This is a genomic window from Roseitalea porphyridii, from assembly GCF_004331955.1.
Lineage (GTDB): Bacteria > Pseudomonadota > Alphaproteobacteria > Rhizobiales > Rhizobiaceae > Roseitalea > Roseitalea porphyridii.
Genome location: NZ_CP036532.1, coordinates 2,550,071 through 2,572,825, shown reverse-complemented (window position 1 = coordinate 2,572,825; position 22,755 = coordinate 2,550,071). Strand labels below are relative to the sequence as shown.

The 22,755-nt window shown below is 68.8% G+C and carries 22 protein-coding genes and 1 riboswitch; of the genes, 20 read left to right on the top strand and 2 right to left on the bottom strand.

The window, feature by feature from the left end; all coding sequences use genetic code 11:
• The first annotated feature begins 310 nt into the window (after positions 1 to 310).
• Both E0E05_RS12555 and E0E05_RS12550 read left to right on the top strand, forming a co-directional pair.
• The gene (locus E0E05_RS12555) at positions 311 to 511 is read left to right on the top strand and encodes a hypothetical protein (protein ID WP_131617025.1); all 201 of its coding nucleotides are present in this window, start codon (positions 311 to 313) and stop codon (positions 509 to 511) included.
• A 68-nt stretch (positions 512 to 579) separates the two neighbouring features.
• Positions 580 to 1,953, top strand: a complete 1,374-nt coding sequence (locus tag E0E05_RS12550) for an aspartate aminotransferase family protein (protein ID WP_131617024.1) — start codon at positions 580 to 582, stop codon at positions 1,951 to 1,953.
• A 24-nt stretch (positions 1,954 to 1,977) separates the two neighbouring features.
• Here E0E05_RS12550 and E0E05_RS12545 read toward each other — a convergent pair whose 3' ends face one another.
• Positions 1,978 to 2,553, bottom strand: a complete 576-nt coding sequence (locus E0E05_RS12545) for a DUF922 domain-containing protein (protein WP_158629362.1) — start codon at positions 2,551 to 2,553, stop codon at positions 1,978 to 1,980.
• Between the two features lie 421 nt (positions 2,554 to 2,974).
• Between E0E05_RS12545 and E0E05_RS12540 the strand changes: the two genes are divergently transcribed.
• From E0E05_RS12540 to E0E05_RS12500, 9 genes are all read left to right on the top strand, one after another.
• Positions 2,975 to 4,441 carry a cobyric acid synthase gene (locus E0E05_RS12540; protein WP_131617022.1) on the top strand — a complete coding sequence of 489 codons (1,467 nt, stop codon included), beginning with the start codon at positions 2,975 to 2,977 and terminating at the stop codon, positions 4,439 to 4,441.
• 70 nt (positions 4,442 to 4,511) lie between these two features.
• Positions 4,512 to 4,755, top strand: a riboswitch (cobalamin riboswitch).
• 129 nt (positions 4,756 to 4,884) lie between these two features.
• Entirely contained in the window at positions 4,885 to 5,517 is a 633-nt protein-coding gene (locus tag E0E05_RS12535; protein WP_131617021.1) for a HupE/UreJ family protein, read from the top strand.
• 18 nt (positions 5,518 to 5,535) lie between these two features.
• Complete coding sequence (cobU, locus tag E0E05_RS12530) at positions 5,536 to 6,057, top strand: bifunctional adenosylcobinamide kinase/adenosylcobinamide-phosphate guanylyltransferase (protein ID WP_131617020.1); 522 nt, start codon at positions 5,536 to 5,538, stop codon at positions 6,055 to 6,057.
• Positions 6,058 to 6,060: 3 nt separating this feature from the next.
• Positions 6,061 to 7,134, top strand: coding sequence for a cobalamin biosynthesis protein CobW (cobW, locus tag E0E05_RS12525; RefSeq protein WP_131617019.1), 1,074 nt, complete (start codon positions 6,061 to 6,063; stop codon positions 7,132 to 7,134).
• 211 nt (positions 7,135 to 7,345) lie between these two features.
• Positions 7,346 to 11,323 (top strand): cobaltochelatase subunit CobN, encoded by a 3,978-nt coding sequence (gene cobN / locus E0E05_RS12520; RefSeq protein WP_131617018.1) that lies wholly within the window; start codon positions 7,346 to 7,348, stop codon positions 11,321 to 11,323.
• Entirely contained in the window at positions 11,313 to 11,774 is a 462-nt protein-coding gene (locus E0E05_RS12515; RefSeq protein ID WP_131617017.1) for a GNAT family N-acetyltransferase, read from the top strand. The genes cobN and E0E05_RS12515 overlap by 11 nt, the downstream gene beginning before the upstream one ends.
• On the top strand, positions 11,761 to 12,375 hold the full coding sequence (gene cobO / locus E0E05_RS12510) for a cob(I)yrinic acid a,c-diamide adenosyltransferase (RefSeq protein WP_131617016.1): 615 nt from the start codon (positions 11,761 to 11,763) through the stop codon (positions 12,373 to 12,375). Before E0E05_RS12515 ends, cobO begins: the two co-directional genes overlap by 14 nt.
• An 83-nt stretch (positions 12,376 to 12,458) precedes the next feature.
• A complete protein-coding gene (locus tag E0E05_RS12505; RefSeq protein WP_131617015.1) occupies positions 12,459 to 14,039 on the top strand; it encodes a hypothetical protein in 1,581 nt (526 codons plus the stop codon).
• Between the two features lie 71 nt (positions 14,040 to 14,110).
• Positions 14,111 to 15,370: an NAD(P)/FAD-dependent oxidoreductase gene (locus E0E05_RS12500; RefSeq protein ID WP_210215709.1), complete on the top strand. Its 1,260-nt coding sequence runs from the start codon at positions 14,111 to 14,113 to the stop codon at positions 15,368 to 15,370.
• Between the two features lie 5 nt (positions 15,371 to 15,375).
• Here E0E05_RS12500 and E0E05_RS17500 read toward each other — a convergent pair whose 3' ends face one another.
• Complete coding sequence (locus E0E05_RS17500; protein ID WP_192900409.1) at positions 15,376 to 15,546, bottom strand: hypothetical protein; 171 nt, start codon at positions 15,544 to 15,546, stop codon at positions 15,376 to 15,378.
• An 89-nt stretch (positions 15,547 to 15,635) separates the two neighbouring features.
• Here E0E05_RS17500 and E0E05_RS12495 point away from each other — a divergent pair, with 89 nt between their 5' ends.
• The 9 genes from E0E05_RS12495 to E0E05_RS12455 all read left to right on the top strand — a co-directional run bounded on the left by E0E05_RS12495 (position 15,636) and on the right by E0E05_RS12455 (position 22,751).
• The gene (locus tag E0E05_RS12495) at positions 15,636 to 16,061 is read left to right on the top strand and encodes a tellurite resistance TerB family protein (RefSeq protein ID WP_039722656.1); all 426 of its coding nucleotides are present in this window, start codon (positions 15,636 to 15,638) and stop codon (positions 16,059 to 16,061) included.
• Between the two features lie 227 nt (positions 16,062 to 16,288).
• Entirely contained in the window at positions 16,289 to 16,483 is a 195-nt protein-coding gene (locus E0E05_RS12490) for a DUF6732 family protein (protein ID WP_131617014.1), read from the top strand.
• Positions 16,483 to 17,640 carry a sirohydrochlorin chelatase gene (locus tag E0E05_RS12485; protein WP_131617013.1) on the top strand — a complete coding sequence of 386 codons (1,158 nt, stop codon included), beginning with the start codon at positions 16,483 to 16,485 and terminating at the stop codon, positions 17,638 to 17,640. Before E0E05_RS12490 ends, E0E05_RS12485 begins: the two co-directional genes overlap by 1 nt.
• Before the next feature lie 33 nt (positions 17,641 to 17,673).
• Positions 17,674 to 18,306 carry a precorrin-8X methylmutase gene (locus E0E05_RS12480; protein WP_131617012.1) on the top strand — a complete coding sequence of 211 codons (633 nt, stop codon included), beginning with the start codon at positions 17,674 to 17,676 and terminating at the stop codon, positions 18,304 to 18,306.
• On the top strand, positions 18,303 to 19,520 hold the full coding sequence (gene cbiE, locus E0E05_RS12475) for a precorrin-6y C5,15-methyltransferase (decarboxylating) subunit CbiE (protein ID WP_131617011.1): 1,218 nt from the start codon (positions 18,303 to 18,305) through the stop codon (positions 19,518 to 19,520). Before E0E05_RS12480 ends, cbiE begins: the two co-directional genes overlap by 4 nt.
• Entirely contained in the window at positions 19,517 to 20,242 is a 726-nt protein-coding gene (gene cobI, locus E0E05_RS12470; RefSeq protein WP_131617010.1) for a precorrin-2 C(20)-methyltransferase, read from the top strand. The genes cbiE and cobI overlap by 4 nt, the downstream gene beginning before the upstream one ends.
• Positions 20,239 to 22,050, top strand: a complete 1,812-nt coding sequence (cobJ, locus tag E0E05_RS12465; protein WP_131617009.1) for a precorrin-3B C(17)-methyltransferase — start codon at positions 20,239 to 20,241, stop codon at positions 22,048 to 22,050. The genes cobI and cobJ overlap by 4 nt, the downstream gene beginning before the upstream one ends.
• Before the next feature lie 25 nt (positions 22,051 to 22,075).
• Positions 22,076 to 22,408: a toxin-antitoxin system TumE family protein gene (locus tag E0E05_RS12460; RefSeq protein WP_131617008.1), complete on the top strand. Its 333-nt coding sequence runs from the start codon at positions 22,076 to 22,078 to the stop codon at positions 22,406 to 22,408.
• Positions 22,395 to 22,751 carry an HVO_A0114 family putative DNA-binding protein gene (locus E0E05_RS12455; protein ID WP_131617007.1) on the top strand — a complete coding sequence of 119 codons (357 nt, stop codon included), beginning with the start codon at positions 22,395 to 22,397 and terminating at the stop codon, positions 22,749 to 22,751. The genes E0E05_RS12460 and E0E05_RS12455 overlap by 14 nt, the downstream gene beginning before the upstream one ends.
• Positions 22,752 to 22,755: the final 4 nt, after the last annotated feature.

Genomic DNA, 22,755 nt, shown 5'->3' with positions numbered 1-22,755 from the left:
AGGGGACGGTGGCCTGCCGGGTGTCGCAGAAGTGCGGCGCTGGATGCTGAATCCCCACGGCAGGGCGGAATGAAGGTGCGGGGCGTGCCGCCCTTGCGGCGCCGGCGATGGCCAGCCGGTGCCGTGACGGGGGCGTCCGACCGGATGCGGCCGAGATTCGGCGCGGCGGCCATGCCGCGCGGCAGATGAAGGTGTCCCAACGCGTCCGGGTGAGCGGCCATCGCTGGCCGGCGCCGCGCACGGCGATCACCGCAAGCCCGCCGGACGGGCGGTCATCGGACCGCACCTACACTCTGCGATGCGCGATCCGGTGACCGCCCGTCGTTCCGGCCTTGCATGCCCCGGCCCGGTTTCGGGCGCGGCGACGATCACGCGCGCCCGCATTGCGCCCTTCGCGCCGCGCCGCTATCTTCGGCGCATGCGCGTTCTTGAAACCTCGCACACACGCCATTTCGACCTTCTGATGCTGTGCGCGCGCATCGGCTATTCGCCGCCGCGTTCCCTCGCCTGATCCCCACCGCCCGCTTGCGGGCACGATCGAGCGGGCGGCCTTCGGGCGCCCCAGGCAGGAGCGACACGATGAGCTATCAGAACTTTTCCAACGCGCAGATGCAGGCGATGGACGCCGCGCACCATCTGCACCCGTTCACCGACCATGCCGATCTGCGCGCCGCCGGCAGCCGGATCATCACGCGCGCCGACGGGGCTTACGTCTACGACGCGCTCGGCAACGAAATCCTCGATGCGATGGCCGGGCTCTGGTGCGTCAATGCCGGCTATGGCCGCACCGAACTGGTCGAGGCCGCGCGCGCGCAGATGGAGGAACTGCCCTACTACAATTCCTTCTTCCGCTGCACGACGCCGACACCGGTGCTGCTCGCCGACCGGCTGGCGCGGATCGCGCCCGAGCACATCAACCAGGTGTTCTACGGCTCGTCCGGCTCGGAGGCCAACGACACCGCGCTGCGGCTGGTGCGCCATTACTGGGCGCTCGAGGGCAAGCCGGAAAAGAACATCGTGATCTCGCGCGACTGGGCCTATCACGGCTCGACCATCGCGGCGACCTCGTTGGGCGGCATGGCGGCGATGCACGGCCAACTCTACGGGGCCGTGCCGAACATCCGCCATGTGATGTGCCCCTATGCGTTCGAACTGGCCGAACCGGGCGAGAGCGATCATGATTTCGGCCTGCGCGCGGCGAAGGCCGTCGAGGACGCGATCCTGGAAGCGGGACCCGAAAACGTTGCTGCGTTCATCGGCGAGCCGATCCAGGGCGCGGGCGGGGTGAAGATCCCGCCGGCGAGCTACTGGCCGGAGATCCAGCGCATCTGCGAGAAATACGACGTGCTGCTGATGCTCGACGAGGTGATCACCGGCTATGGCCGCACCGGCGCCTGGTTCGCCGCCCAGTCGATGGACATAAGCCCCGACACGATCACCACCGCCAAGGGGCTGACCTCGGGCTATCAGCCGCTGTCGGCGCTGCTGGTCGGCGACCGGATCGCGAAGACGCTCGTCGACAAGGGCGGCGAGTTCTTCCACGGCTACACCTATTCGGGCCATCCGGTGGCGTGTGCCGTCGCGCTCGCCAATCTGGAGATCATCGAGCGCGAGGGGCTGATCGAGCGGGTGCGCGACGACACCGGCCCCTATCTGGGCGAAGCGCTTTCGGCCGGCATCGGCGATCATGCGCTGGTCGGCGAGGTGCGTTCGTTCGGCCTCGTCGCGGCGATCGAGATCGTCTGGGACCGCGAGACGCGCGAACGGTTCGAGCCGGGGGGCCACGCGGCGACGGTGATCCGCGATCACGCGATCGACAACGGCATCATGATGCGCGCGGTGATGGACACGATGATCCTGTCGCCGCCGCTGATCTGGACGCGGCAGACGATCGATGAGGCGGTGGACCGGATCAGGAGCGCGCTCGATGCGGCGGCGCGGGAGTTGCGCTGAGTTCGTTCGGGCCCGAGGGCGGCGTCAGCTCGTTTCGGCCTGCCGCAGCAGGCGTTCGAGCCGGCGCTGCTCGGCGCGGTCGAAGGCCAGTTGGGCCTCGTCGTGCTCGCGGCCGATCCGGTCGACCACGCGCTTGGCGGACGCATCGAGCGCCTCGCAGGTCGGCCGTGGCGGCAGCGCCTCGATCGCCTCGCCGAGCGCGCCGGCATAGCGTTCGGCGATGCGCACATGCTGGTCCTCGTGCGCCCTCGCATAGGAGGACAGCGCGTCCCAGGCGTTGCGCAGTTCCCGGTCGCGGCTGGTGGCGCGTTCCTTCCAGCGCGGCAGGGTGATGTTGGCCTTCACGCGGAACTTCGCCTCCGTGAACCTGCACCCGGCCTCGGTCACCTCCTGCTGCACCGACACCGGCTCGAAGCGGATCGCGGCGACCGCGAGCGCATGGCCGCGCATCGGGCCCTTGCGGCGCAGGTCCGCGTCGAGCGCCTCGCTGGTCTCGCCGGACACCAGATAATATTCGGTCGTCACCGTCGAGGCCGTGCTGGTGCATGCGGCAAGCACGACCGCCAGCATCAGGGCCGTCAGGGTGCGTCGAGGTTGCATCGGCGGGGTTCCTTGCTCGTGCCGTTCCACCATTATAGCGGTTTGGCGCCTCGATGCACGGCGGTTCTGGCCGGCCGGGCCCGGCGCCTCGAACAAGACGGGGCGTCATTGTTGCGCCGGTGCCGGCCGCAACTCCGCAACCGGCCGCAACCGCTTGTTATCTCCACAAAATGCTCCGATTCAGACTTGCTTAAGCTCTCGTCAACCTCGCGGTAACGATGTCGGGCTAATCATGGTCCCCGAGGCGACCGAATGCCTCGCGGCCTCCGGATCAGGTACTGCGTACCGGAGTTCCTGTCCCGCTAGCCCTCGTGTTCGGAGGGCAGGGACACCGCAGGCGGGTCTCGGCCTTCTGCGCACAAGGCGCGGCGATCGATCGCCGCGCTTTTCTTTTTTCTCCGCACGCACTAGCCGTTGGCGCATGACGCAGGCGATCATGTTCCAGGGAACGGGTTCGGATGTCGGCAAGTCGGTGCTGGTCGCCGGCCTGTGCCGGCTCATGGCGCGGCGCGGGCTCGCCGTGCGGCCGTTCAAGCCGCAGAACATGTCCAACAATGCCGTTGTCGCCGACGATGGCGGCGAGATCGGCCGGGCGCAGTGGCTGCAGGCGCTGGCCTGCGGCGTCGCGCCGTCCGTGCACATGAACCCCGTCCTGCTCAAGCCGCAGACCGACACCGGCAGCCAGATCGTCGTGCACGGCAAGGTGGCGGGCGTCGCGCGCGGCGCCGACTACAAACGACACAAGCCGCGCCTGATGACGGCGGTTCTGGACAGTTTCGAACGGATGCGGGCCGAGGCGGACCTGGTGCTGGTCGAGGGCGCCGGTTCGCCCGCCGAGATCAATCTGCGGCAGGGCGATATCGCGAACATGGGCTTTGCCACGCGCGCGGGCGTACCTGTCGTGCTGGTCGGCGACATCGACCGGGGCGGGGTGATCGCGGCGCTGGTCGGCACGCACGCGATCCTGCCGCCAGAAGACCAGGCGATGATCGTCGGCTATCTGATCAACAAGTTTCGCGGCGACGTTTCGCTGTTCGACGACGGGCTTGCGGCGGTCACCGGCTTCACCGGCTGGCCGTCCTTCGGCGTCGTTCCGTGGCTGGCAGCGGCGCGGCGGCTGCCGGCCGAGGATTCGGTGGCGGTCGAGAATTTCGGGAGCGCGGGCACCGGGCATTTCAAGGTCGCCGTGCCGCTGCTCGGCCGGATCGCCAATTTCGACGATCTCGATCCGCTGGCGGCCGAGCCGGACGTGTCGGTGGCGATGGTCCCGCCGGGCGAGCCGATTCCCGCCGATGCCGACCTGATCGTGCTGCCGGGCTCGAAATCGACGGTCTCGGACCTGCGCGCGCTCGACGCCAATGGCTGGCGCACGGCGATTGTCGCCCATGCGGCGCGCGGCGGTCCCGTGGTCGGGCTGTGCGGCGGCTACCAGATGCTGGGACGGATCGTGCGCGACCCGCTCGGCATCGAGGGCGCGCCGGGCGAGGCGGAGGGGCTGGGGCTTCTCGACATCGAGACCGTGATGGCGCCCGAAAAGACGGTGCGCAACAGCCGGGCCCGGTCGGTGGCGTTCGATGTGCCGCTGACCGGCTACGAGATTCATCTGGGCGAGACAACCGGACCCGACTGCGCCCGACCCGTGGCGATGATCGACGGCCGGCCCGACGGGGCCAGTTCGGCCGACGGGCGCGTCTTCGGCACATATCTGCACGGTCTGTTCGACAGCGGACCGTTCCGTCAGGCCTTTCTGTCCCGGTTCGGTGTCGCGGCCGATGCCGCCGATCATCGCAGCCGGATCGTCGATGCGCTCGATGAACTCGCCGACGGTCTGGAAGCCGTTGTGGACATCGACGGACTGCTCGCGGCCGGGCGCGCGTTCAAGGCGTGACAGGCACGTGCCGCTAACATGACAGGCACGCGCCGTTAATTTGCGTTGACACGCGTCGTCGGCGGCTTCTAACTGCCCGCCACCGATTGGTTCCGCCTCGGCCAAGCCCTGGCGGATGAAAAGGGAATGCGACGGACGGACCCAAACCGGGCGTCCAAATCGCAGCCGACCCCGCGACTGTAGAATGGCGCGGACATCCATTGCCACCAAGGTGGCGGCCACTGGCGCAAGCCGGGAAGGCGGATGATCCGATGCGGACCGAAGGGCCCGCGACGCCATCGAGCCAGGAGACCTGCCGATCGGTGTTGAACCTGCGGGACGGGCGTTCCCGAACGGTCAAGGACTTCGAGCCGCGCGTCCGCGTGGCGGGATATGGGGGGAAGTCCTGGCTGTTCGATCGACGATGCCCGTTCATTGAAACGTCGCGCACGGGAGTTGTCGACATGAACCTTCTTCGCCTCTTCACCGGGCTTTCCGCCCTTGTCATCGCCACGCCGGCGCTCGCCCACCACCCGATGGGCGGCGAAACGCCGGGCACCTTCATGGACGGTCTTCTGTCCGGTGTCGGTCACCCGATCATCGGGCTCGACCATCTGGCCTTCATCGTCGCTGTCGGGATCGCCGCCGCGCTGACGCCGCAGCGGTTCGTGCTGCCGCTGGCCTTCATCGTCGCCACGGTCGCCGGCACGCTGATCCATCTTGCCGCGGTCAGCCTGCCGTTTCCCGAAGCGGTCATCGCGCTGTCGGTCGCCGCGATCGGCTTCGTGATCCTTTCGGGCCGCGATGTCGGTCCGGTCGTGCTCGGCGCCCTGTTCGCCGTCGCCGGCCTGTTCCACGGCTTTGCCTATGGCGAAGCGGTGTTCGGCGCCGAGACGACACCGGTTCTGGCCTACCTGGCCGGCTTCGCGGTCACCCAGTACCTGATCGCGATCGCCGCCGGCTATGTCGTCGTCGAGATGATCGGCAAGGGCCTGAAGGGCGCCCAGAACATGCCCGCGCGGCTGAGCGGCGCGATGGTCGCCGGCGCCGGCTGCCTGATCGTCGGCGAGCAGGCCATCGCGGCGATGTTCGGCTGATACGCCGGGCAAGAGGCGATGGCGCCGCTTGAAGGCGTGACCCTCGTCCTTGGCGGGGCCCGGTCCGGCAAGTCGGCCTTTGCCGAAAAGCTGGTCGCCGAATCGGGCCTGACGCCGGTCTATGTGGCGACCGCGCAGATCTTCGACGAGGAGATGCGCGATCGCATCGCCCACCACCGGGCGCGGCGCGGGCCGGACTGGCTGCTGGTCGAGGAGCACGACGATCTCGAAGGCGTGCTGGCGCGTCAGGCGTCCCGGGGCAGGGCGGTGCTGGTCGACTGCCTGACGCTGTGGGTGACCAACCTGATGCTGGCCGAAGCCGACATCGAGGCTCGCAGCTTTGCTCTGCTCGATGCGTTGGCCGCGCTCGAAAGCCCGGTCGTGCTGGTCTCCAACGAGGTGGGGCTCGGCATCGTGCCGGACAACAGGATGGCCCGCGATTTCCGCGATCATGCGGGCCGTCTCAACCAGGAAGTGGCCGCGCACGCCGACCATGTCGTGTTCATGGCCGCCGGCCTGCCGATGAAACTGAAAGGCTGAGACATGCTCAACGCGAAGATCCCCGCCACCGTGATCACCGGATTTCTCGGCGCGGGCAAGACGACGATGATCCGCAACATGCTTGCCAATGCCGGCGGCCGCCGGATCGCGCTGATCATCAACGAGTTCGGCGATCTGGGCGTCGACGGCGAGGTGCTCAAGGGCTGCGGCGTCGAGAACTGCAGCGAGGACGACATTGTCGAACTGACCAATGGCTGCATCTGCTGCACGGTCGCCGACGATTTCGTGCCGACCATGACGGCGCTGCTCGAACGCGAGAACCGGCCCGATCACATCGTCATCGAGACGTCCGGGCTGGCGCTGCCGCAGCCGCTGGTCGCCGCCTTCAACTGGCCCGATATCAGGACGCAGGTGACCGTCGACGGGGTGGTGACGGTGATCGACGCGGCAGCGGTGGCCGACGGCCGGTTCGCGTCCGACCATGACGCGCTCGACGCGCAGCGGGCGGCCGATGACAGTCTCGACCATGAAAGCCCGCTGGAGGAGCTTTTCGAGGACCAGATCCGGGCCGCCGACATGGTGGTGCTGAACAAGGCCGATCTCCTCGACGAGGCGCGCCTTGAGGCGGTGCGCGCCAACGTCGCCGGGCAGGTCGACCGGCCGCTCAAGGTCATCCATGCCAGCCATGGCGAACTGCCGATCGAGGTGCTGCTGGGGCTCGGTGCCGCGACCGAGGAGCAGATCGGCGCGCGCAAGTCGCATCACGAGCTGCACCATGAGGACGGGCACGAGCACGACCATGACGATTTCGACAGCTTCGTCGTCGCGGCCGGCGCGGTGGCTGATCCGGACGGGTTCGTCGCCGCACTGAAACGGATTATCGCCGACCATGACGTGCTGCGCCTGAAGGGCTTTTGCGCCGTGCCGGGCAAGCCGATGCGGCTGGTCGTCCAAGCGGTCGGCCAGCGGATCGACACCTATTTCGACCGGCCCTGGGGCGCGGGCGAGCAACCCTCGACGCGGCTCGTCGTCATCGGCCTGCACGGCATGGACCGGGCGGCGATCGAGGCGGCGGTCCGTGCGGCGACCGCCGAGGCCGTGATCGCGGCGGAGTGAGCGCGATGGTAGCCCCTCACCCTTACCCTCTCCCCGCACGCGGGGAGAGGGGGACTTCCACTTCGATGCCCGACCGGGCCGGCGGGATGGTTGCATCGGCAGTTGAGTGGCCTGCGCCTCCCTCTCCCCGCCTGCGGGGAGAGGGTAAGGGTGAGGGTGAGGGGCGGATGCTCCGTGGAACGCGGCGAACCATCCGGGCCGGCGGGCGCTGATGCACCTGCTGCTCGCACAGAAGGGCTCCATCGGCGACGAGGGCGAGGCGGTCGATCTCGGCCAGACGCCGGGCGATGTGTGCGTGCTGTCGGCGGCCGACACCGAACTGGCCGCGCTCGCCGCCGCGCACCGGGCGCGCGATGGCGAAACCGCGCTGCGGCTCGTCAACCTGATGCAGCTTCGCCACGAAATGAGCGTCGACAGCTGGATCGCGCGCACGGGCCGGCATGCCAGGCTCGTCGTCGCGCGGCTGCTCGGCGGGCAGTCCTACTGGCGCTATGTCACCGAGGCGCTCAGGTCGGCCGCCGATGCGCACGGCTTCGCGCTGGCGCTGGTTCCGGGCGACGACAGGCCGGACCCCGGCCTTTCGCCGTTCTGCACGGTCGCGCCGGGCGACTGCGATGCGCTGTGGGCGTTCCTGCGCGAGGGCGGGGCGGACAATGCGCGCGGGTTCCTTGACGCCTGCGATGATCTGATCGCGGGCCGGCCCATCGAGGGCACGGCTTCCCCGTTGCTGAAAGCGGGGGTGTGGGCCGACGCACGCCCTCATCCTGAGGTGCGAGCGAAGCGAGCCTCGAAGGGAGAGGGGTGTGTGCTCACGCCTCAGGATGAGGGCTTGGCGGCCATCGTGTTCTACCGGGCGCTGGTGCAGTCGGGCCAGACCGCGCCGGTCGAGGCGCTGGCAGACGCGCTCGCCGCGCGCGGCATGGCGGTGACGCCGGTCTATGTGTCGAGCCTGAAGGACGATGTGTCGGCTGCGACCGTGGCAAGGCTGTTCGACAAGGCCCCGCCGGACGTGGTCGTCAACATGACAGGCTTTGCCGTCTCCGCGCCGGGCGGGGCGCGCGTGCCGACCGTGCTCGAAGCCACCGGCGCGCCGGTGCTGCAGGCGGTGCTCGCCGGTTCGCCGCACGAGGTGTGGGAAGCTTCGACGCAGGGGCTGACCGCGCGCGATCTGGCGATGAACGTCGCGCTGCCCGAGGTGGACGGGCGTGTGCTGTCGCGCGCCGTCTCCTTCAAGGCGGCTGAGACATGGGACGCGGCGACCGAGGCGAACATCGTCACCCACAGGCCGGTCGCCGACCGGATCGCCTTCGTCGCCGATCTGGCCGCCAACTGGGCGCGGCTGCGGCGGACTGCGGCGGCCGAACGGCGCATCGCGCTCGTGCTCGCCAACTACCCCAACCGCGACGGGCGGCTCGCAAACGGGGTCGGGCTCGATACGCCTGCGGGCAGCGTCGAAGTGCTGCGCGCGATGAAGGCGGCCGGCTACGATGTCGGCGAATTTCCCGCCGATGGCGATGCGCTCATCAACCATCTCAAGGCCGGGCCGACCAATGCGGCGACCGACGGGCGCGAAGTGCGCGAGACGATTTCGCTGAATCAATACAAGGCGTTCTTCGCATCGCTTCCGGTTGAGAATCAGATCGAGGTTCGTGAACGCTGGGGCGAGCCGGAGGCCGATCCGTTCTTCGATGATAGCCGGTTCGCGCTGCCGCTGACGCGGTTCGGCAACGTGTTCGTCGGCATCCAGCCGGCGCGCGGATACAACATCGACCCCAAGGAGAGTTACCACTCGCCGGACCTTGTTCCGCCGCATGGTTATCTCGCCTTCTACGCGTTCCTGCGCGGGCAGGTCGGCGTGCACGCGATCGTCCATATGGGCAAGCACGGCAATCTGGAATGGTTGCCGGGCAAGGCGCTGGCGCTGGCCGAAACCTGCTGGCCGGAAGCCGCGCTCGGCCCGCTGCCGCATGTCTATCCGTTCATCGTCAACGATCCGGGCGAGGGCACGCAGGCCAAGCGCCGGGCCGCGGCGGTGATCGTCGATCATCTGACGCCGCCGCTGACGCGCGCGGAGAGCTATGGCCCGCTGAAGGATCTCGAAGCGCTGGTCGACGAATATTTCGAGGCGGCCGGCAACGATCCGCGCCGGCTGAAGCTTCTGAAGACGCGCATTCTCGATCTGGTCCGCGACATCGGGCTCGATCATGACGCGGGCATCGGTGAGGGCGAAGGCGATGACACGGCGCTCGAAAAGCTCGACGCCTATCTGTGTGATCTGAAGGAAATGCAGATCCGCGACGGGCTGCACGTGTTCGGAAAAGCGCCGGAAGGCCGGCTGCTGACCGATCTCACCGTGGCGCTGGCGCGGGTTCCTTCGGCAAATCAGGACAGCCTGCATCGGGCGATTTCGGCGGATTTGCTTTCCCCTCATCCTGAGCCCGTGGAAGGACGAGGGGAAAGCGCGCCCCTTCGACAAGCTCGGGGTGAGGGTTTGCCTGGCGGGCATGATGCGCGCGTGCATCGGGTACCCCCCTCTGTCCCTGACGGGACATCTCCCCCGCAAGGGGGGAGAATGGGAGCTAGGGCTGACGGCATCCGGCCACTCTCCCCCCTTGCGGGGGAGATGTCGGCGAAGCCGACAGAGGGGGGTGTTTCACCTTTCGACCCCCTCGACTGCGCCATGGCCGAGCCTTGGCGCGGGCCGAGGCCTGACATCCTTCAAGAACTCTCGGACGATCCCTGGCGCACAAATGGCGATACGGTCGAGCGGATCGAATTGCTGGCGGCGCGGCTGGTCGGCGGCGAGATGGCGTGCCCGGATGACTGGACCCGCACGCGCGCCGTGCTCGATCGGATCGAGGGCGAACTGAAACCTTCGGTCGCCGCCTGCGGACCCGCCGAGATCGACGGCGTGCTGACCGCGCTCGACGGGCGGTTCGTCGCGCCGGGGCCGTCGGGCGCGCCGACGCGCGGGCGGCCGGACGTGCTGCCGACAGGGCGCAATTTCTTTTCCGTCGACAGCCGCGCGGTGCCGACCGAGACGGCGTGGGATCTGGGCCGCAAATCGGCCGACCTTCTGGTGACGCGGCATGTGCAGGACCATGGCGAATGGCCCACATCGCTCGGCCTGACCGCCTGGGGCACCTCCAACATGCGCACCGGCGGCGACGATATCGCCCAGGCCATGGCGCTGATCGGGGCCAAGCCGGTCTGGGACGGCGCCTCGCGGCGGGTGACCGGCTACGAGATCATCCCGCTGGCCGCGCTCGGCCGGCCGCGCGTCGACGTCACGCTGCGCATCTCCGGCTTCTTCCGCGATGCGTTTCCCGACCAGATCGCCCTGTTCGACAGGGCGGTGCGGGCAATCGGCGCGCTCGACGAGGACGCGGCGGACAACCCGATCGCCGCGCGCATGAATGCCGAGCGGGCGCGGCTGGAATCTACAGGCGTGGCCGAGGACGAGGCCGCGCGCCGGGCCGGTTTTCGCGTCTTCGGGTCCAGGCCGGGCGCCTATGGCGCGGGACTGCAGGCGCTGATCGACGAGAAGGGCTGGGACAGCGCCGCCGACCTGGCCGAGGCCTACATGGTCTGGGGCTCATACGCTTATGGGGCGAACGTCGAAGGCCGGGCCGAACGCGCCGCGTTCGAGACCAGGCTCGCCAGCGTCGAGGCGGTCGTCCAGAACCAGGACAATCGCGAGCACGATCTTCTGGACTCCGACGACTATTATCAGTTCGAGGGGGGCATGACCGCGGCGGTCGAAACGATCAGGGGCGCGCGCCCTGCGGTCTATCACAATGATCATTCGCGGCCCGAGCGCCCGGTCATCCGCACGCTCGAGGACGAGATCGGGCGCGTGGTGCGGGCGCGCGTCGTCAATCCCAAATGGATCGAGGGCGTCATGCGGCACGGCTACAAGGGCGCCTTCGAGATGGCCGCCACGGTCGACTACATGTTCGCCTTCGCGGCGACGACGGGCGCGGTGCGCGATCATCATTTCGAGGCAGTCTATCAGGCCTATCTGGTCGACGAGACCGTGCGCGCGTTCATCGCCGACAAGAACCCCGACGCGCTGGCCGAAATCGCCGAACGCCTCGGCGAAGCGATCGAACGCGGCCTGTGGACGCCGAAATCGAACTCTGCGCGGATGCGCCTGGGTGAACTTGCCGGAGAAGCCGATGCTCGGTGAGATCGTGTTCGTTGCCGGCGAAGAACCCGCGCTGGTCGAGGAAACGCTGGCGCCGATGTCCGAAGCGGCAGAGGCGGCCGGCCGGCCTTTCGAGATCGAGCCGTTCCATCTGCGCGCGGTCGGCAATGACGGCCGGTTCCTTGGCGGCGCGTTCTGCCGGATCATGCAGGGCTGGGTCTATGTGGCCTATATCGGCGTCAGCGCGGACGCGCGTGGGGGCGGCATCGGCGCCGCGCTGATGGCGCGGATCGAGACGGTCGCGCGCGAGCGCGGCCTTGCCGGGGTCTATCTGGACACGTTCGACTTTCAGGCACCCGGCTTCTACGACAGGATGGGCTATGCGGAGATCGGCCGGCTGCCGGCCGTGGGCGATGCTCCGCAGCGCATCTGGTACTGCAAGCGGCTCGATGCCGCCGGAAACGACGGGGAGAACGGCGATGGCCGAACCTGACGACAATGACCGCCACGCCGAGAAGATGGCCAAGAAGAAGGCCGCGCGCGACAAGATCATGGCCACCAAGACCGACGAGAAGGGCCTGATTATCGTCCACACCGGCAAGGGCAAGGGCAAGTCGACCGCCGCCTTCGGCATGATCTTCCGGCACATCGCCCATGGCCGCAAATGCGCCGTGGTGCAGTTCATCAAGGGCGGCATGCAGACCGGCGAACGCGACCTGATCGAGCGCCATTTCGCCGATCTGTGCGAGTTTCACACGATGGGCGAGGGCTTCACCTGGGAGACCCAGGACAAGAGGCGCGACATGGAGATGGCGCAGGCCGCCTGGGCCAAGGCGAAGGAACTGATCGCCGATCCGTCCAACACGATGGTGCTGCTCGACGAGATCAACATCGCCTTGCGCTACGATTATGTCGACGTCGGCGAGGTGGTCGCCTTCCTGCGCGACGCGAAGCCACCGATGACGCACGTCGTTGTCACCGGCCGAAACGCCAAGGACGAACTCGTCGATCTCGCCGACCTGGTCACCGAGATGGAACTGGTCAAGCACCCGTTCCGGGCGGGCATCAAGGCGCAGATCGGGGTCGAGTGGTAGCCTGGCGGCTCGCCGGCGCGTTTTCAGGTTCGTTAACCCTGCTTCTCCATAATCCGCGCGATCGACGATGACGAGGTCGCCGGATGCAGATCAGACCCATCCAAGCCGTCACCTGTGTGCTGCTGCACGACCGATACGACCCGGTCGACGGGCTGCAGCTTCTTGATTTCATCGGTCTGGCGGCCGCCCGGGCCGGTCTGTCGGCGCGGGCCGTCACCGGCCCCGAATCCACCGAAAAGGACCTCGACGTACGCTTCGGCGCGGTGCGCGTGACGGTGCGCCAGGCCGCCCAGCCGGTTTCGCCGAAATCGCTGGCGGCCGCGCTCGACTATCCGGTCACCCATCTGATGATGCCCGAGGCCAGGGCGATCGCCGGCCGGCACGTGGCGAGCACGCTGATCTCCGCCGAACGGCTGGATACGGCGGAGACCGAGGCCGCGCAGGGCGATGCGACGGAGCCCCCGGCGTTCGAGGACTGGCGCCAGGCGCGCAGCGCGATGATGGTGTGCCTGCTGGTTGCCGACTATGTCGCCGGCAAGAACCGGGCGAGCGCCGTGCACTGGCGGCCAAGCGATCATCTGGTGTCGCAATCGGTGCTGCGCGAGGCGGCCCAGGGCGAGGCGCCGCAGGCCCCCTACGGCCTGTTCGTGCGGCCGCATCTTCTGCGCAACGCGGAGGACGACAAGAACGCCGCAAGGGGCATAGCGGTGGCCGGCGCCGAGCATCTGGTCGGCGTTCCGGTCTCGGTCGCGCCCGAGGACGTGCCCTATGGCTGGATGGCGGACCGGGCCGTCGACTTCGTCTTTGCCTGCCATCAGCGCGGGGGGATCGTGCCCGACGGCGAGACGGTCGGCGCGGCGGATGCCGAACTCGTGCGCGTCGACCATCTGCCCCCGACCGACGAGGCGCCGGCCGGGCAGATCAGGCTCGTCGCGGTCCGGTCGGAACGCCACGGCATCGGTGAGGCGGTGGCGGAGATGCGATCCGGTCCGGCGGGCCAGGCGCTGGCGGGCCGCCCGGCCGCCGAACTCGACCCGGACGACGAGATCGACCAGGCGATCCTGACGCTGCTGGCCGAGCGTTCCGGACGCGACGGGACGCAGGACAAGGCCGCCGGGACGCCGCCCGTGCCGGACACCGGGGCTGCCGCGCCAACCGCTGCGCCCGACCCGTTGCCTGTCGTCGCGCGCGCGCCGGCAACGCCGGTGCCCTTCAGGGCAGCCGAACCCGAGGACCTTCAGACCGCGCCGGCGCGACGCCAGGCACTCGCGCTTTCCGAATTGCGTCGGATCGCCAATGGCGGGACGATGCCGTCGCCGCGCGAGCGGAGCCAGCCGACGTCGACACCGGCGGCCGAACCGCCCCGTTTCGTGCGGACCGGTGTCGAGCGGACCGTGCCGGCCGATGACGATGCGGGCAACGACCGACCGGCGGCACCCGACGCGTCGGCAAGCGATTCCGCCCCGAACGCCGCGGCCGCGACCCTGCCCGAGGCCGAGCCGGTCGCCTTCGAGCTTCCGGATATCGCCGAGCCGCCGGCGACCGTGGTGCCCGACGCCGAGCCGGTCGCCTTCGACCTGCTCGCCGATCCGGACCGGCAGGCCGGCCTGCTGCGCGGCATCCTTGCAAGGCTGCGCCGCCGTACGATCCGAAGCGCCGCATAGAGCGACCATCTGGACGATCCGAAGACGGGCCTGATAAGGCCAACCCCGGATGCGGCGCATAGGGGGTCGGCTTGGATCACAGATATGATGTTGCCGTGGTCGGCGGCGGGATGGTCGGCGTGTGCACGGCGATCGCGCTTGTGCGGGCCGGCGCCGACGTGGTGCTCGTCGACCGGCGCGCGCCGGGACGCGAGACGAGCTTCGGCAATGCCGGCGTGATCCAGCCCGAGGGCGTTCATCCCTACATGTTTCCGCGCAGCGTGACGAGGCTGATCGGCTATGCGCTCAATCGCCGGGTGGAGGCGCACTACCAGCCTTCCTCGCTGGCCCACGTCGCCCCGTTCCTTTGGCGCTATTTCCGGTCCTCACGGCCAGACCGGGCGCGGCGCACCTACGAGGCGAACATCACGCTGTTCGACGGCTGCGTGGAGGCGCACGGGGCACTGGCCGAGGAGGCCGACGCCGCGCACCTGCTGACGAAGAAGGGACTGCTGCGCGTCCTTCGAAGCGAAGCCGCGCTGCGGGCGCTGGAAGGCGAACTGGCCGATCTGCGCGGGCTCGGCATGGCGGTCTCGACACCCGATGCCAAAGCTCTTTCGGAACTGGAGCCGCATCTGAACACCGACGCGCTGGCCGGAGCGGTCCACTACGAGGAGCCGTGGACCTGCCAGGATCCGGGCGCGCTGGTTTCGGCCTATGCGGCGCTGCTCGAATCGCTCGGCGGGCGGATCGTCCAGGCCGAGGTGGTAGGCCTTTCGGGCGCGGCGGGCGGCTGGCGCGCCGCGTTGCGCGACGCGCCCGATCTCATTGCCGACCGCGCCGTGCTCGCCGCCGGGCCGTGGTCCAAGGCATTGCTGGAGGGGCTCGGGCTGCGCCTGCCGATGGGCATCAAGCGCGGCTATCATCGCCATCACGCCCCGGTCGGCAACGCGTTCCTCACCCGCGCGGTGATCGACGACGCCAACGGCTATGTGATGGCGCCGATGCGCCGGGGCATACGATTGACCTCGGGCGCCGAATTCGCCCGGCACGACGCGCCGCCGACGCCGGTGCAACTCGAACGCGCGATGCCGCGTGCCCGCGAACTGTTCGCCCTGGGCGAGGCGGTCGAAGAGACGCCATGGCTGGGCGCGCGGCCGGTCTTTCCCGACATGCGCCCGGTGATGGACGAAGCGCCGGGCCTTGCAGGGCTCTGGCTGAATTTCGGCCATGGCCATCAGGGCTTCACCCTTGGCCCGGTCGCCGGCGACCATCTCGCCAGGATGATGCTGGGGCAGGGCGGCCGGTTCGATCCGGCGCCGTTCCGCGCGGCGCGGTTCGCCGCCGGGTGACCGGGTCAGATGCCCTTGAGGAGGTTGCCCGCGGCGAGGACCACGAAGGCAAGCAGCGCCACCCAGACCGAGGCGACTGGAACGAAGGCGATCACGTTCATCGCCATCAGCAGCGCGACCAGCGCGATCACCGCCGCGAGGATGAACACGAGCCGGGTCGGAGCGGAAAGGTTCATCGGTCTGGTCTCCCAAGATTGACTGACGGTCCCTTTCCATTCTTTTGTGTAGCGCCAATGACAGGACGGGGCTGGAAGAGGGCGCGCGGATGGCCGGCGGCATCATCGACACGATCCGGTCCATGCTGGACCGGGAGCGCAATGTGCGGCTGGTGGCGAGCGACCCGGCGCTGACGGCCGAACTGCTGCTGCTGTTCCGGGTCATTCTCGCCGACGGCGACGTGCGCGGCGAGGAACTGGCCATGTTCAAGCGCATCTGCGCCGAGGCCTTCGGACTCGATCCGGAGGCGATGGACGGGGTCTACCAGTATCTTCAGGACTATGCCTACGAGACGACCGACGCCCAGTCCTCGGCGGTCTTCCTGGAAATGCCGCTCGAACGGCGCAAGGCGCTGCTCGACCACATGATCGCGATCGCCGAATCCGATCACGCGGTCGACGACAAGGAACTGCGGCTGATCGAACGGACCGCCGACATGCTGGGCTTTGACCTGCGCGAAACGCGCGGCGGCTGATGTCGCGTTTGTTGCGCACGGTGCCGTGCCCGCGATTGACCGGCACCGCGCAAACCCATAACGTCGCGCCGTTGCCGGCAGTGCCATCGTGGATGGCCGAAGCGGTGTCCGTCCACGCCGACCCAATCCGGGGGCGCAAGGCCGGAACTGCCGTGTGGATCGTCCGCCGCTTGCGGCCGGACGGGACCTGTTGGTGACGCACGCGTTCGAACCAGCAGGACACTCCGATGCACTTTCTTCGCCTCCCTCTCGCCGCCGCCCTTTCCGTTCTGACCACCGCCGCCATCGCCCATCCCGGCCATGTCGACGAAGTGGCCGGCCACACGCACTGGCTGAGCTGGGGCGCCGGCGGCGCCGCGCTGCTGATCGCCGCCGGTGCGGGCCTTTTCGCCTGGCGCGCGGCAAGCCGGCGTAACCGGTGATGTTCGACAACGCCCCGAACGGCACCCGCTATGGCGTAATGATCTGCGGCCATGGCAGCCGCAACAGGAACGCCGTCGACCAGTTCGCGCGGCTCGCCGAGCGCATGCGCGAGCGCTTTCCGGACGTGCCGGTCGATTACGGCTATCTGGAATTCGCCAATCCGGTGATTCACAAGGGGCTCGATGCGCTCAAGGCGCGCGGGGTCAATCACATCCTCGCCGTGCCGGGCATGCTGTTCGCCGCCGGCCACGCCAAGAACGACATCCCCTCGGTGCTCAACGCCTATCAGGCGCAGAACCGCGACATCACGGTCGACTATGGCCGCGAACTGGGCATCGACCTGCGGATGATCCGGGCCGCCGGCGCGCGCATCGAGGAGGCGCTTGCCGCGCAGGGCTGGAAGAAGGGCGACCCGCTGCACGACACGATGCTCGTCGTCGTCGGGCGCGGTGCCTCGGACCCCGATGCCAATTCCAACGTCGCCAAGGTGATGCGCATGCTGTGGGAGGGCATGGGCTTCGGCTGGGGCGAGACGGCCTATTCGGGCGTCACCTTCCCGCTGGTCAAGCCGGCGCTCGAACACGCAGCCAAGCTCGGCTACCGGCGGATCGTGGTGTTTCCCTACTTCCTGTTCACCGGCGTTCTGGTCAAGCGCATCTATGCCCACACCGACGAGGTGGCCGAGGCCCATCCGGAGATCGACTTCGTCAAGGCGGGCTATCTGAACGATCATGATCTGGTCATCGATACGCTCACCGAACGGGTGCGCGAGATCGTCGAGGGCACCAACAACATGAACTGCCAGATGTGCAAATATCGCGAGCAGGTGCTCGGCTTCGAGGCCGAGGTGGGACTGGCGCAGGAAAGCCATCACCATCATGTCGAGGGCGTCGGCGGCGCGCCGGAGAACTGCCCGTGCAACGGCGATTGCGACGCGCGCTGCCGTGACGAGGCGTTCTGCCGCGAACACGGGCTCGAATGGACCCCGGTGCACAGCCACGCCCACGGCGACCATCATCACGATCATGCGCACGATCACGGGCATGGCCATCATCACGGTCACGATCACGGCCACGGCCATGGGCATCATCACCATCCCTATCCGCAGGCCGACCACCCGCTCGGACCAAGGAGCATGGCCAAGACCGGTTCCTGACCGGTTCGCGCCGTGCCGGGGGTGATGGGTGCGATGATCGATTATGTCCGCGATCCCGAGGCGATCTATGCGCAATCGTTCGCCGAGATCGCGCGGATCGATACGCTCAAGGCGCTGCCGGAACCGGTCCGGCCGCTGGCGACGCGGATCGTCCATGCCTGCGGCATGCCCGACGTGGTCGGCGATCTGCGGTTCAGTGCCGATATCGCGGGCCGGACGCGGGCGGCGCTCGATGCCGGGGCGGACATCTTCTGCGATGTCGAGACGCTGCGGCACGGCGTGATGCGGCACCTGCTGCCGAAGGGATGCGTGCTGCATTGCGCGATCGGCGATGCGGACGTAGCGGCCCATGCGAAGGCCCACCGGATGACGCGGGCGGCCGCCCAGGTCGATCTCTGGGGCGACCGGCTCGACGGGCAGATCCTCGCGATCGGCAATGCGCCGACGACGCTGTTCCGGCTCCTGGAACTGCTCGACGAGGGGCGCGTCGGCCGGCCGGCCGCGGTGATCGCCTTGCCCGTGGGCTTCGTCGGCGCGGCCGAAAGCAAGGCCGAACTGGTGCGCGATCCGCGCGGCATGGCCTATGTCACCGTTCTTGGCCGGCGCGGCGGCACGGCGATGGCGCAGGGGGCCGTCAACGCGCTCGCCGGAGGGCTTGCGACATGAGTGTTCCGGACAGGGCGCTCGCCTGGCTCCACGTGATCGGCATCGGCGAGGACGGCATGGCCGGTCTGGCGCCGGCCGCGCGGCGGCTGGTCGAGGATGCGCAGGTGATCGTCGGCGGCGACCGGCATCACGATCTGATTGTCAACACCATGGCCGAACGCATGGCGTGGCCCTCGCCGTTCGATGCGATGATCGACACGATCCGCGCGCAGAAGGGCAAGCGCGTCGTGGTGCTCGTGACCGGCGATCCGCTCTGGTATTCGGTCGGCGCGCGGCTTCTGAAGGGGTTCGACCCGCACGAGATCGTCTTCCACCCGCAGCTTTCCGCGTTCCAGCTCGCCGCCTGCCGGCTCGGCTGGTCTATCCCCGATGTGGAGACGCTCACCGTCCATGGCCGCGCGGCCGAACAGATCGTGCCGTTCTTTGCGCCGGGCGCGCGGCTGCTCGTGCTCACCAGGGACGCCACGTCGCCGGCGACGATCGCCGCGCTCCTGCGCGATCGGGGCTATGGCGCCTCGCCGATGACGGCGCTTGCGGCGATGGGCGGGGCGGACGAGAGGATCGTTGCGGGCTCGGCCGACCAGCCGCCCGAGAATGTGCCCGATTTCCACACGCTCGCGATCGAGTGCATCGGCGGGGCAGGGGCGGTGATCCATCCGCGCACAGGGCTGCCGGACGAAGCGTTCACCCATGACGGCAAGATGACCAAGCGCACCGTGCGCGCGGTGGCGCTCGCCAAGCTGGCGCCGCATCGCGGCGCGGTGCTGTGGGATGTCGGCGCGGGCTGCGGTTCGGTCGGCATCGAATGGATGCGCGCGGCGCCCGAAGCGCGGGCGATCGGCATCGAGCCGAACGCCGAACGCCGCGCCATGGCCGCGCAGAACGCGCTGGTCCTTGGTGCGCCGAAGCTCGAACTCGTCGACGCCGAGGCGCCGGCGGCGCTCGAAGGGCTCGATGCGCCGGACGCGGTGTTCGTCGGCGGCGGCGTGAACCGGGCGGTGATCGGTGCGTGCATGGTCGCGCTCAAGCCGCTGGGCCGGCTCGTCGCCCATGCGGTGACGCTGGAAAGCGAATCGGTGCTGCAGGCCGCCTATGGCGAGTTCGGCGGCGAGTTGCAGCGCATCTCGGTCGAAAGCGCCTCCCCGGTCGGTCCCTACAAGGGCTGGCGGCCGGCGATGCCAGTCACGCAATGGTCCTGGGTGAAGAAGCCATGAGCGGGACGCTCTACGGCATCGGCGTCGGCCCCGGCGCGCCTGACCTGATCACGCTGCGCGCCTACCGGCTGCTGACGGCGGCGCCTGTGATCGCCTGGCCGGCGCCCGAGGGCGGCGACAGCTTCGCCCGCTCGATCGTCGCCGGCTGCATCCGCGCCGATCATGTCGAGATCCCGATCCGCGTGCCGATGCGCACCGAGCGCTTTCCGGCAGCCGAAATCTATGACCGGGCGGCGGGCGAAATCGCCGAACATCTCGACGCGGGGCGCGATGTCGCCGTCCTGTGCGAGGGCGATCCGTTCTTCTACGGCTCGTTCATGTATCTGTTTCAGCGCCTGTCGGGCCGCTATCCGTTCGAGATCGTGCCGGGCGTGTCGTCCGTCATGGCGGGCGGGGCGGCGATCGCGCGGCCGCTGGCTGCCCGCAACGAGGTCTTCTCGGTCATTCCCGCCCCGCTCGACGATGACCGCATCGAGGCCCAGCTTCACGCCTGCGAGGGTGCGGCGATCATCAAGGTCGGCAGGCATTTCGGGCGCATCCGGGCGCTGCTCGGTAAGCTTGGGCTGACCGGGCAATGCTGCTATGCCGAGCGGCTTACGCTGGAGACGCAGAAGCTCGTGCCGCTGGACGCCATGACCGACGACGATGCCGCGCCCTACTTCTCGATGATCCTCGTCTACAGGGGCGGCGAGGGATGGTCCCTGCCGGCGCCGAAGCGATGACCGCCAACGTTGATCCCGCGATCGTCGTCCTTTCGGAGGGCGGGCTCGATGTGGCGCGCGCTGTGCGGGAGGCCGTCGGCGGCGCGGTGCATGCGGCGGCAAGCCGGGTGGCCGCCGACCGGGCCGATGCGACGTTCGACGATCTGCGTTCTCATCTTCATGGCCTGTTTGAGGCCGGCCGGCCGATCGTCGCGGTGATGGCGACCGGAGCGCTGGTGCGACTGCTCGCGCCGCTGCTCGCCGACAAGGCGGGCGAACCGCCGGTCGTCGCCCTCGCCGAGGACGGCAGCGTGGTGGTCCCGGTTCTTGGCGGTCATCGCGGCGGCAACGATCTGGCGCGGACCATCGCCGGCGCGATCGGCGCCATCCCAGCGATCACGACGGCCGGCGATCTGAGGTTCGGCGTGGCGCTCGATGCGCCGCCGGACGGCTACGCGCTCGGCAATCCGGCCAATGCAGCGCGCTTCATGGCCGATCTCGTCGCCGGCGCGCCGGTGGCGATCGACGGTGAGGCGGACTGGCTCGCCGGCTCCCGGCTTCTGGTCGCCGCCAATGCCGACCATCACATCATCGTCACCGAAAAGGCCCATCCGGGCGGGGCGGACACGCTGGTCTACCATCCGCGCCGGCTGGCGCTCGGGCTCGGCTGCGAACGCGGCTGCGATCCGGTCGAGACGCTGGCGCTCGCCCGACAGACGCTCGATGCGGCCGGTCTCGCCGAAGGGGCGGTCGGCTGCGTCGTCTCGCTCGACGTGAAGGCCGACGAGCCCGCCGTGCACGCGGTGGCGGCGCATTTCGGCGTGCCGGCCCGGTTCTTCGATGCGACGACGCTCGAGGCCGAGACGCCGCGCCTCCCCAACCCTTCCGATGTCGTCTTCCGGGAAGTGGGCTGTCATGGCGTCTGTGAGGCGGCGGCGCTCGCGGCAACGGGAGCAACGGGGACGCTCGTCGTCGAAAAGCAGAAGAGCGGCCGGGCGACCTGCGGGGTGGCGCGGGCGCCCGACGTGTTCACGGCCGGGACCATGCCCGGCCGGGCGCGGGGCAGCCTGTCGGTGGTCGGCATCGGGCCGGGCGGTGAGGGCTGGCGGTCGCCCGAGGTCACCGCCATGGTGCGCGCCGCGACCGACCTGGTCGGTTACTCGCTCTATCTGGACCTGCTGGGGCCGCTCGCGGACGGCAAGGCGCGACACGATTTCGACCTCGGTCGCGAGGAGGACCGGGTGCGGCACGCCATGGAACTGGCGGGCGAGGGCCGCGATGTGGCGCTGGTCTGTTCGGGCGATGCGGGTATCTACGCGATGGCGACGCTTGTGTTCGAACTGCTCGACAGGGGTGGCCTGAGCGATGCCGCTCAGCGCATCGCGATTGCCGTCGCGCCGGGCATTTCGGCTCTGCAGGGCGCGGCGGCGCGGGCCGGCGCGCCGCTCGGGCACGATTTCTGCACGATCTCGCTGTCGGACCTCCTGACGCCATGGGAGGACATCCAGCGGCGCGTGCGCGCGGCCGGCGAGGGCGATTTCGTCATCGCGTTCTACAATCCGGTCTCGAGGAAGCGCCGCACGCAGCTTGCCTGGGCGCGCGACGAACTTCTCAACCACCGTCCGGCCGATACGCCGGTGATCCTTGCGACCAATCTTGGCCGGGACGGGGAGATGGTGCGCACCGTGCCGCTGGCTGATCTCGAAGTGGACGATGTCGACATGCTGACGGTGGTGATCGTCGGCTCGTCTGACACGCGCACCGTGCGAACCGGCGACGGCCGAGAGTGGATCTACACGCCGCGCGGCTATGCGGGCAAGCAACGGTGATCGCAATTGATGCCATGATGCGCATATGATAAGGAAAGCATCAGGCAGGGCGACGCTGCTGCTCGATGAAAAGAGCACGTTCGCCGATGGCACCATTCGCGAAGTTCGGGTCTGGCGTCTGCCTGCCCCTACGGCGGAGCGGCCGCATGGTCTGAAGTACTCGCTGTTCTTCGGTCGGCCGGGCAGACGCATCGTCGGTTACGACAATGAGCGCGGCAAGGGCGACCACCGCCACTACGGCCCAATTGAAGAGCGATTTCTCTTCGTGTCGCTCGACAGGCTTTTGGAGGACTTCGATGCCGATGTCAGGAAAGAGCAGAGCCGAATCCGAGCTTCAGATCGCGGTGGTACAGCCTGAAATCGCATGGCAGAGGATCCGCGAGGCGGCCCGGAAGATCGATGCCGGCATCGATCCCGACGAACCCTCGCATCTGGGTTTCGCCACCATGGACCAGCTCTTGGGTGTTCTGACGCCGAACCGGTGGAAGCTGATCCAGACGCTGCACAAGGCCGGGCCGATATCGATCCGGGCGCTGGCCAAGCTGCTCGAGCGCGACTATCGCGGCGTGCATGCCGATGTCGTCAAGCTGATGGAATACGATCTGGTGACACGCAACGCGGCGAAGAGGGTGTTCGTGCCCTGGGACAAGATCACCGCCGAGATCAGCGCCGTCTCCAACGAAACCGGCGAGGCCGCCTGAGACC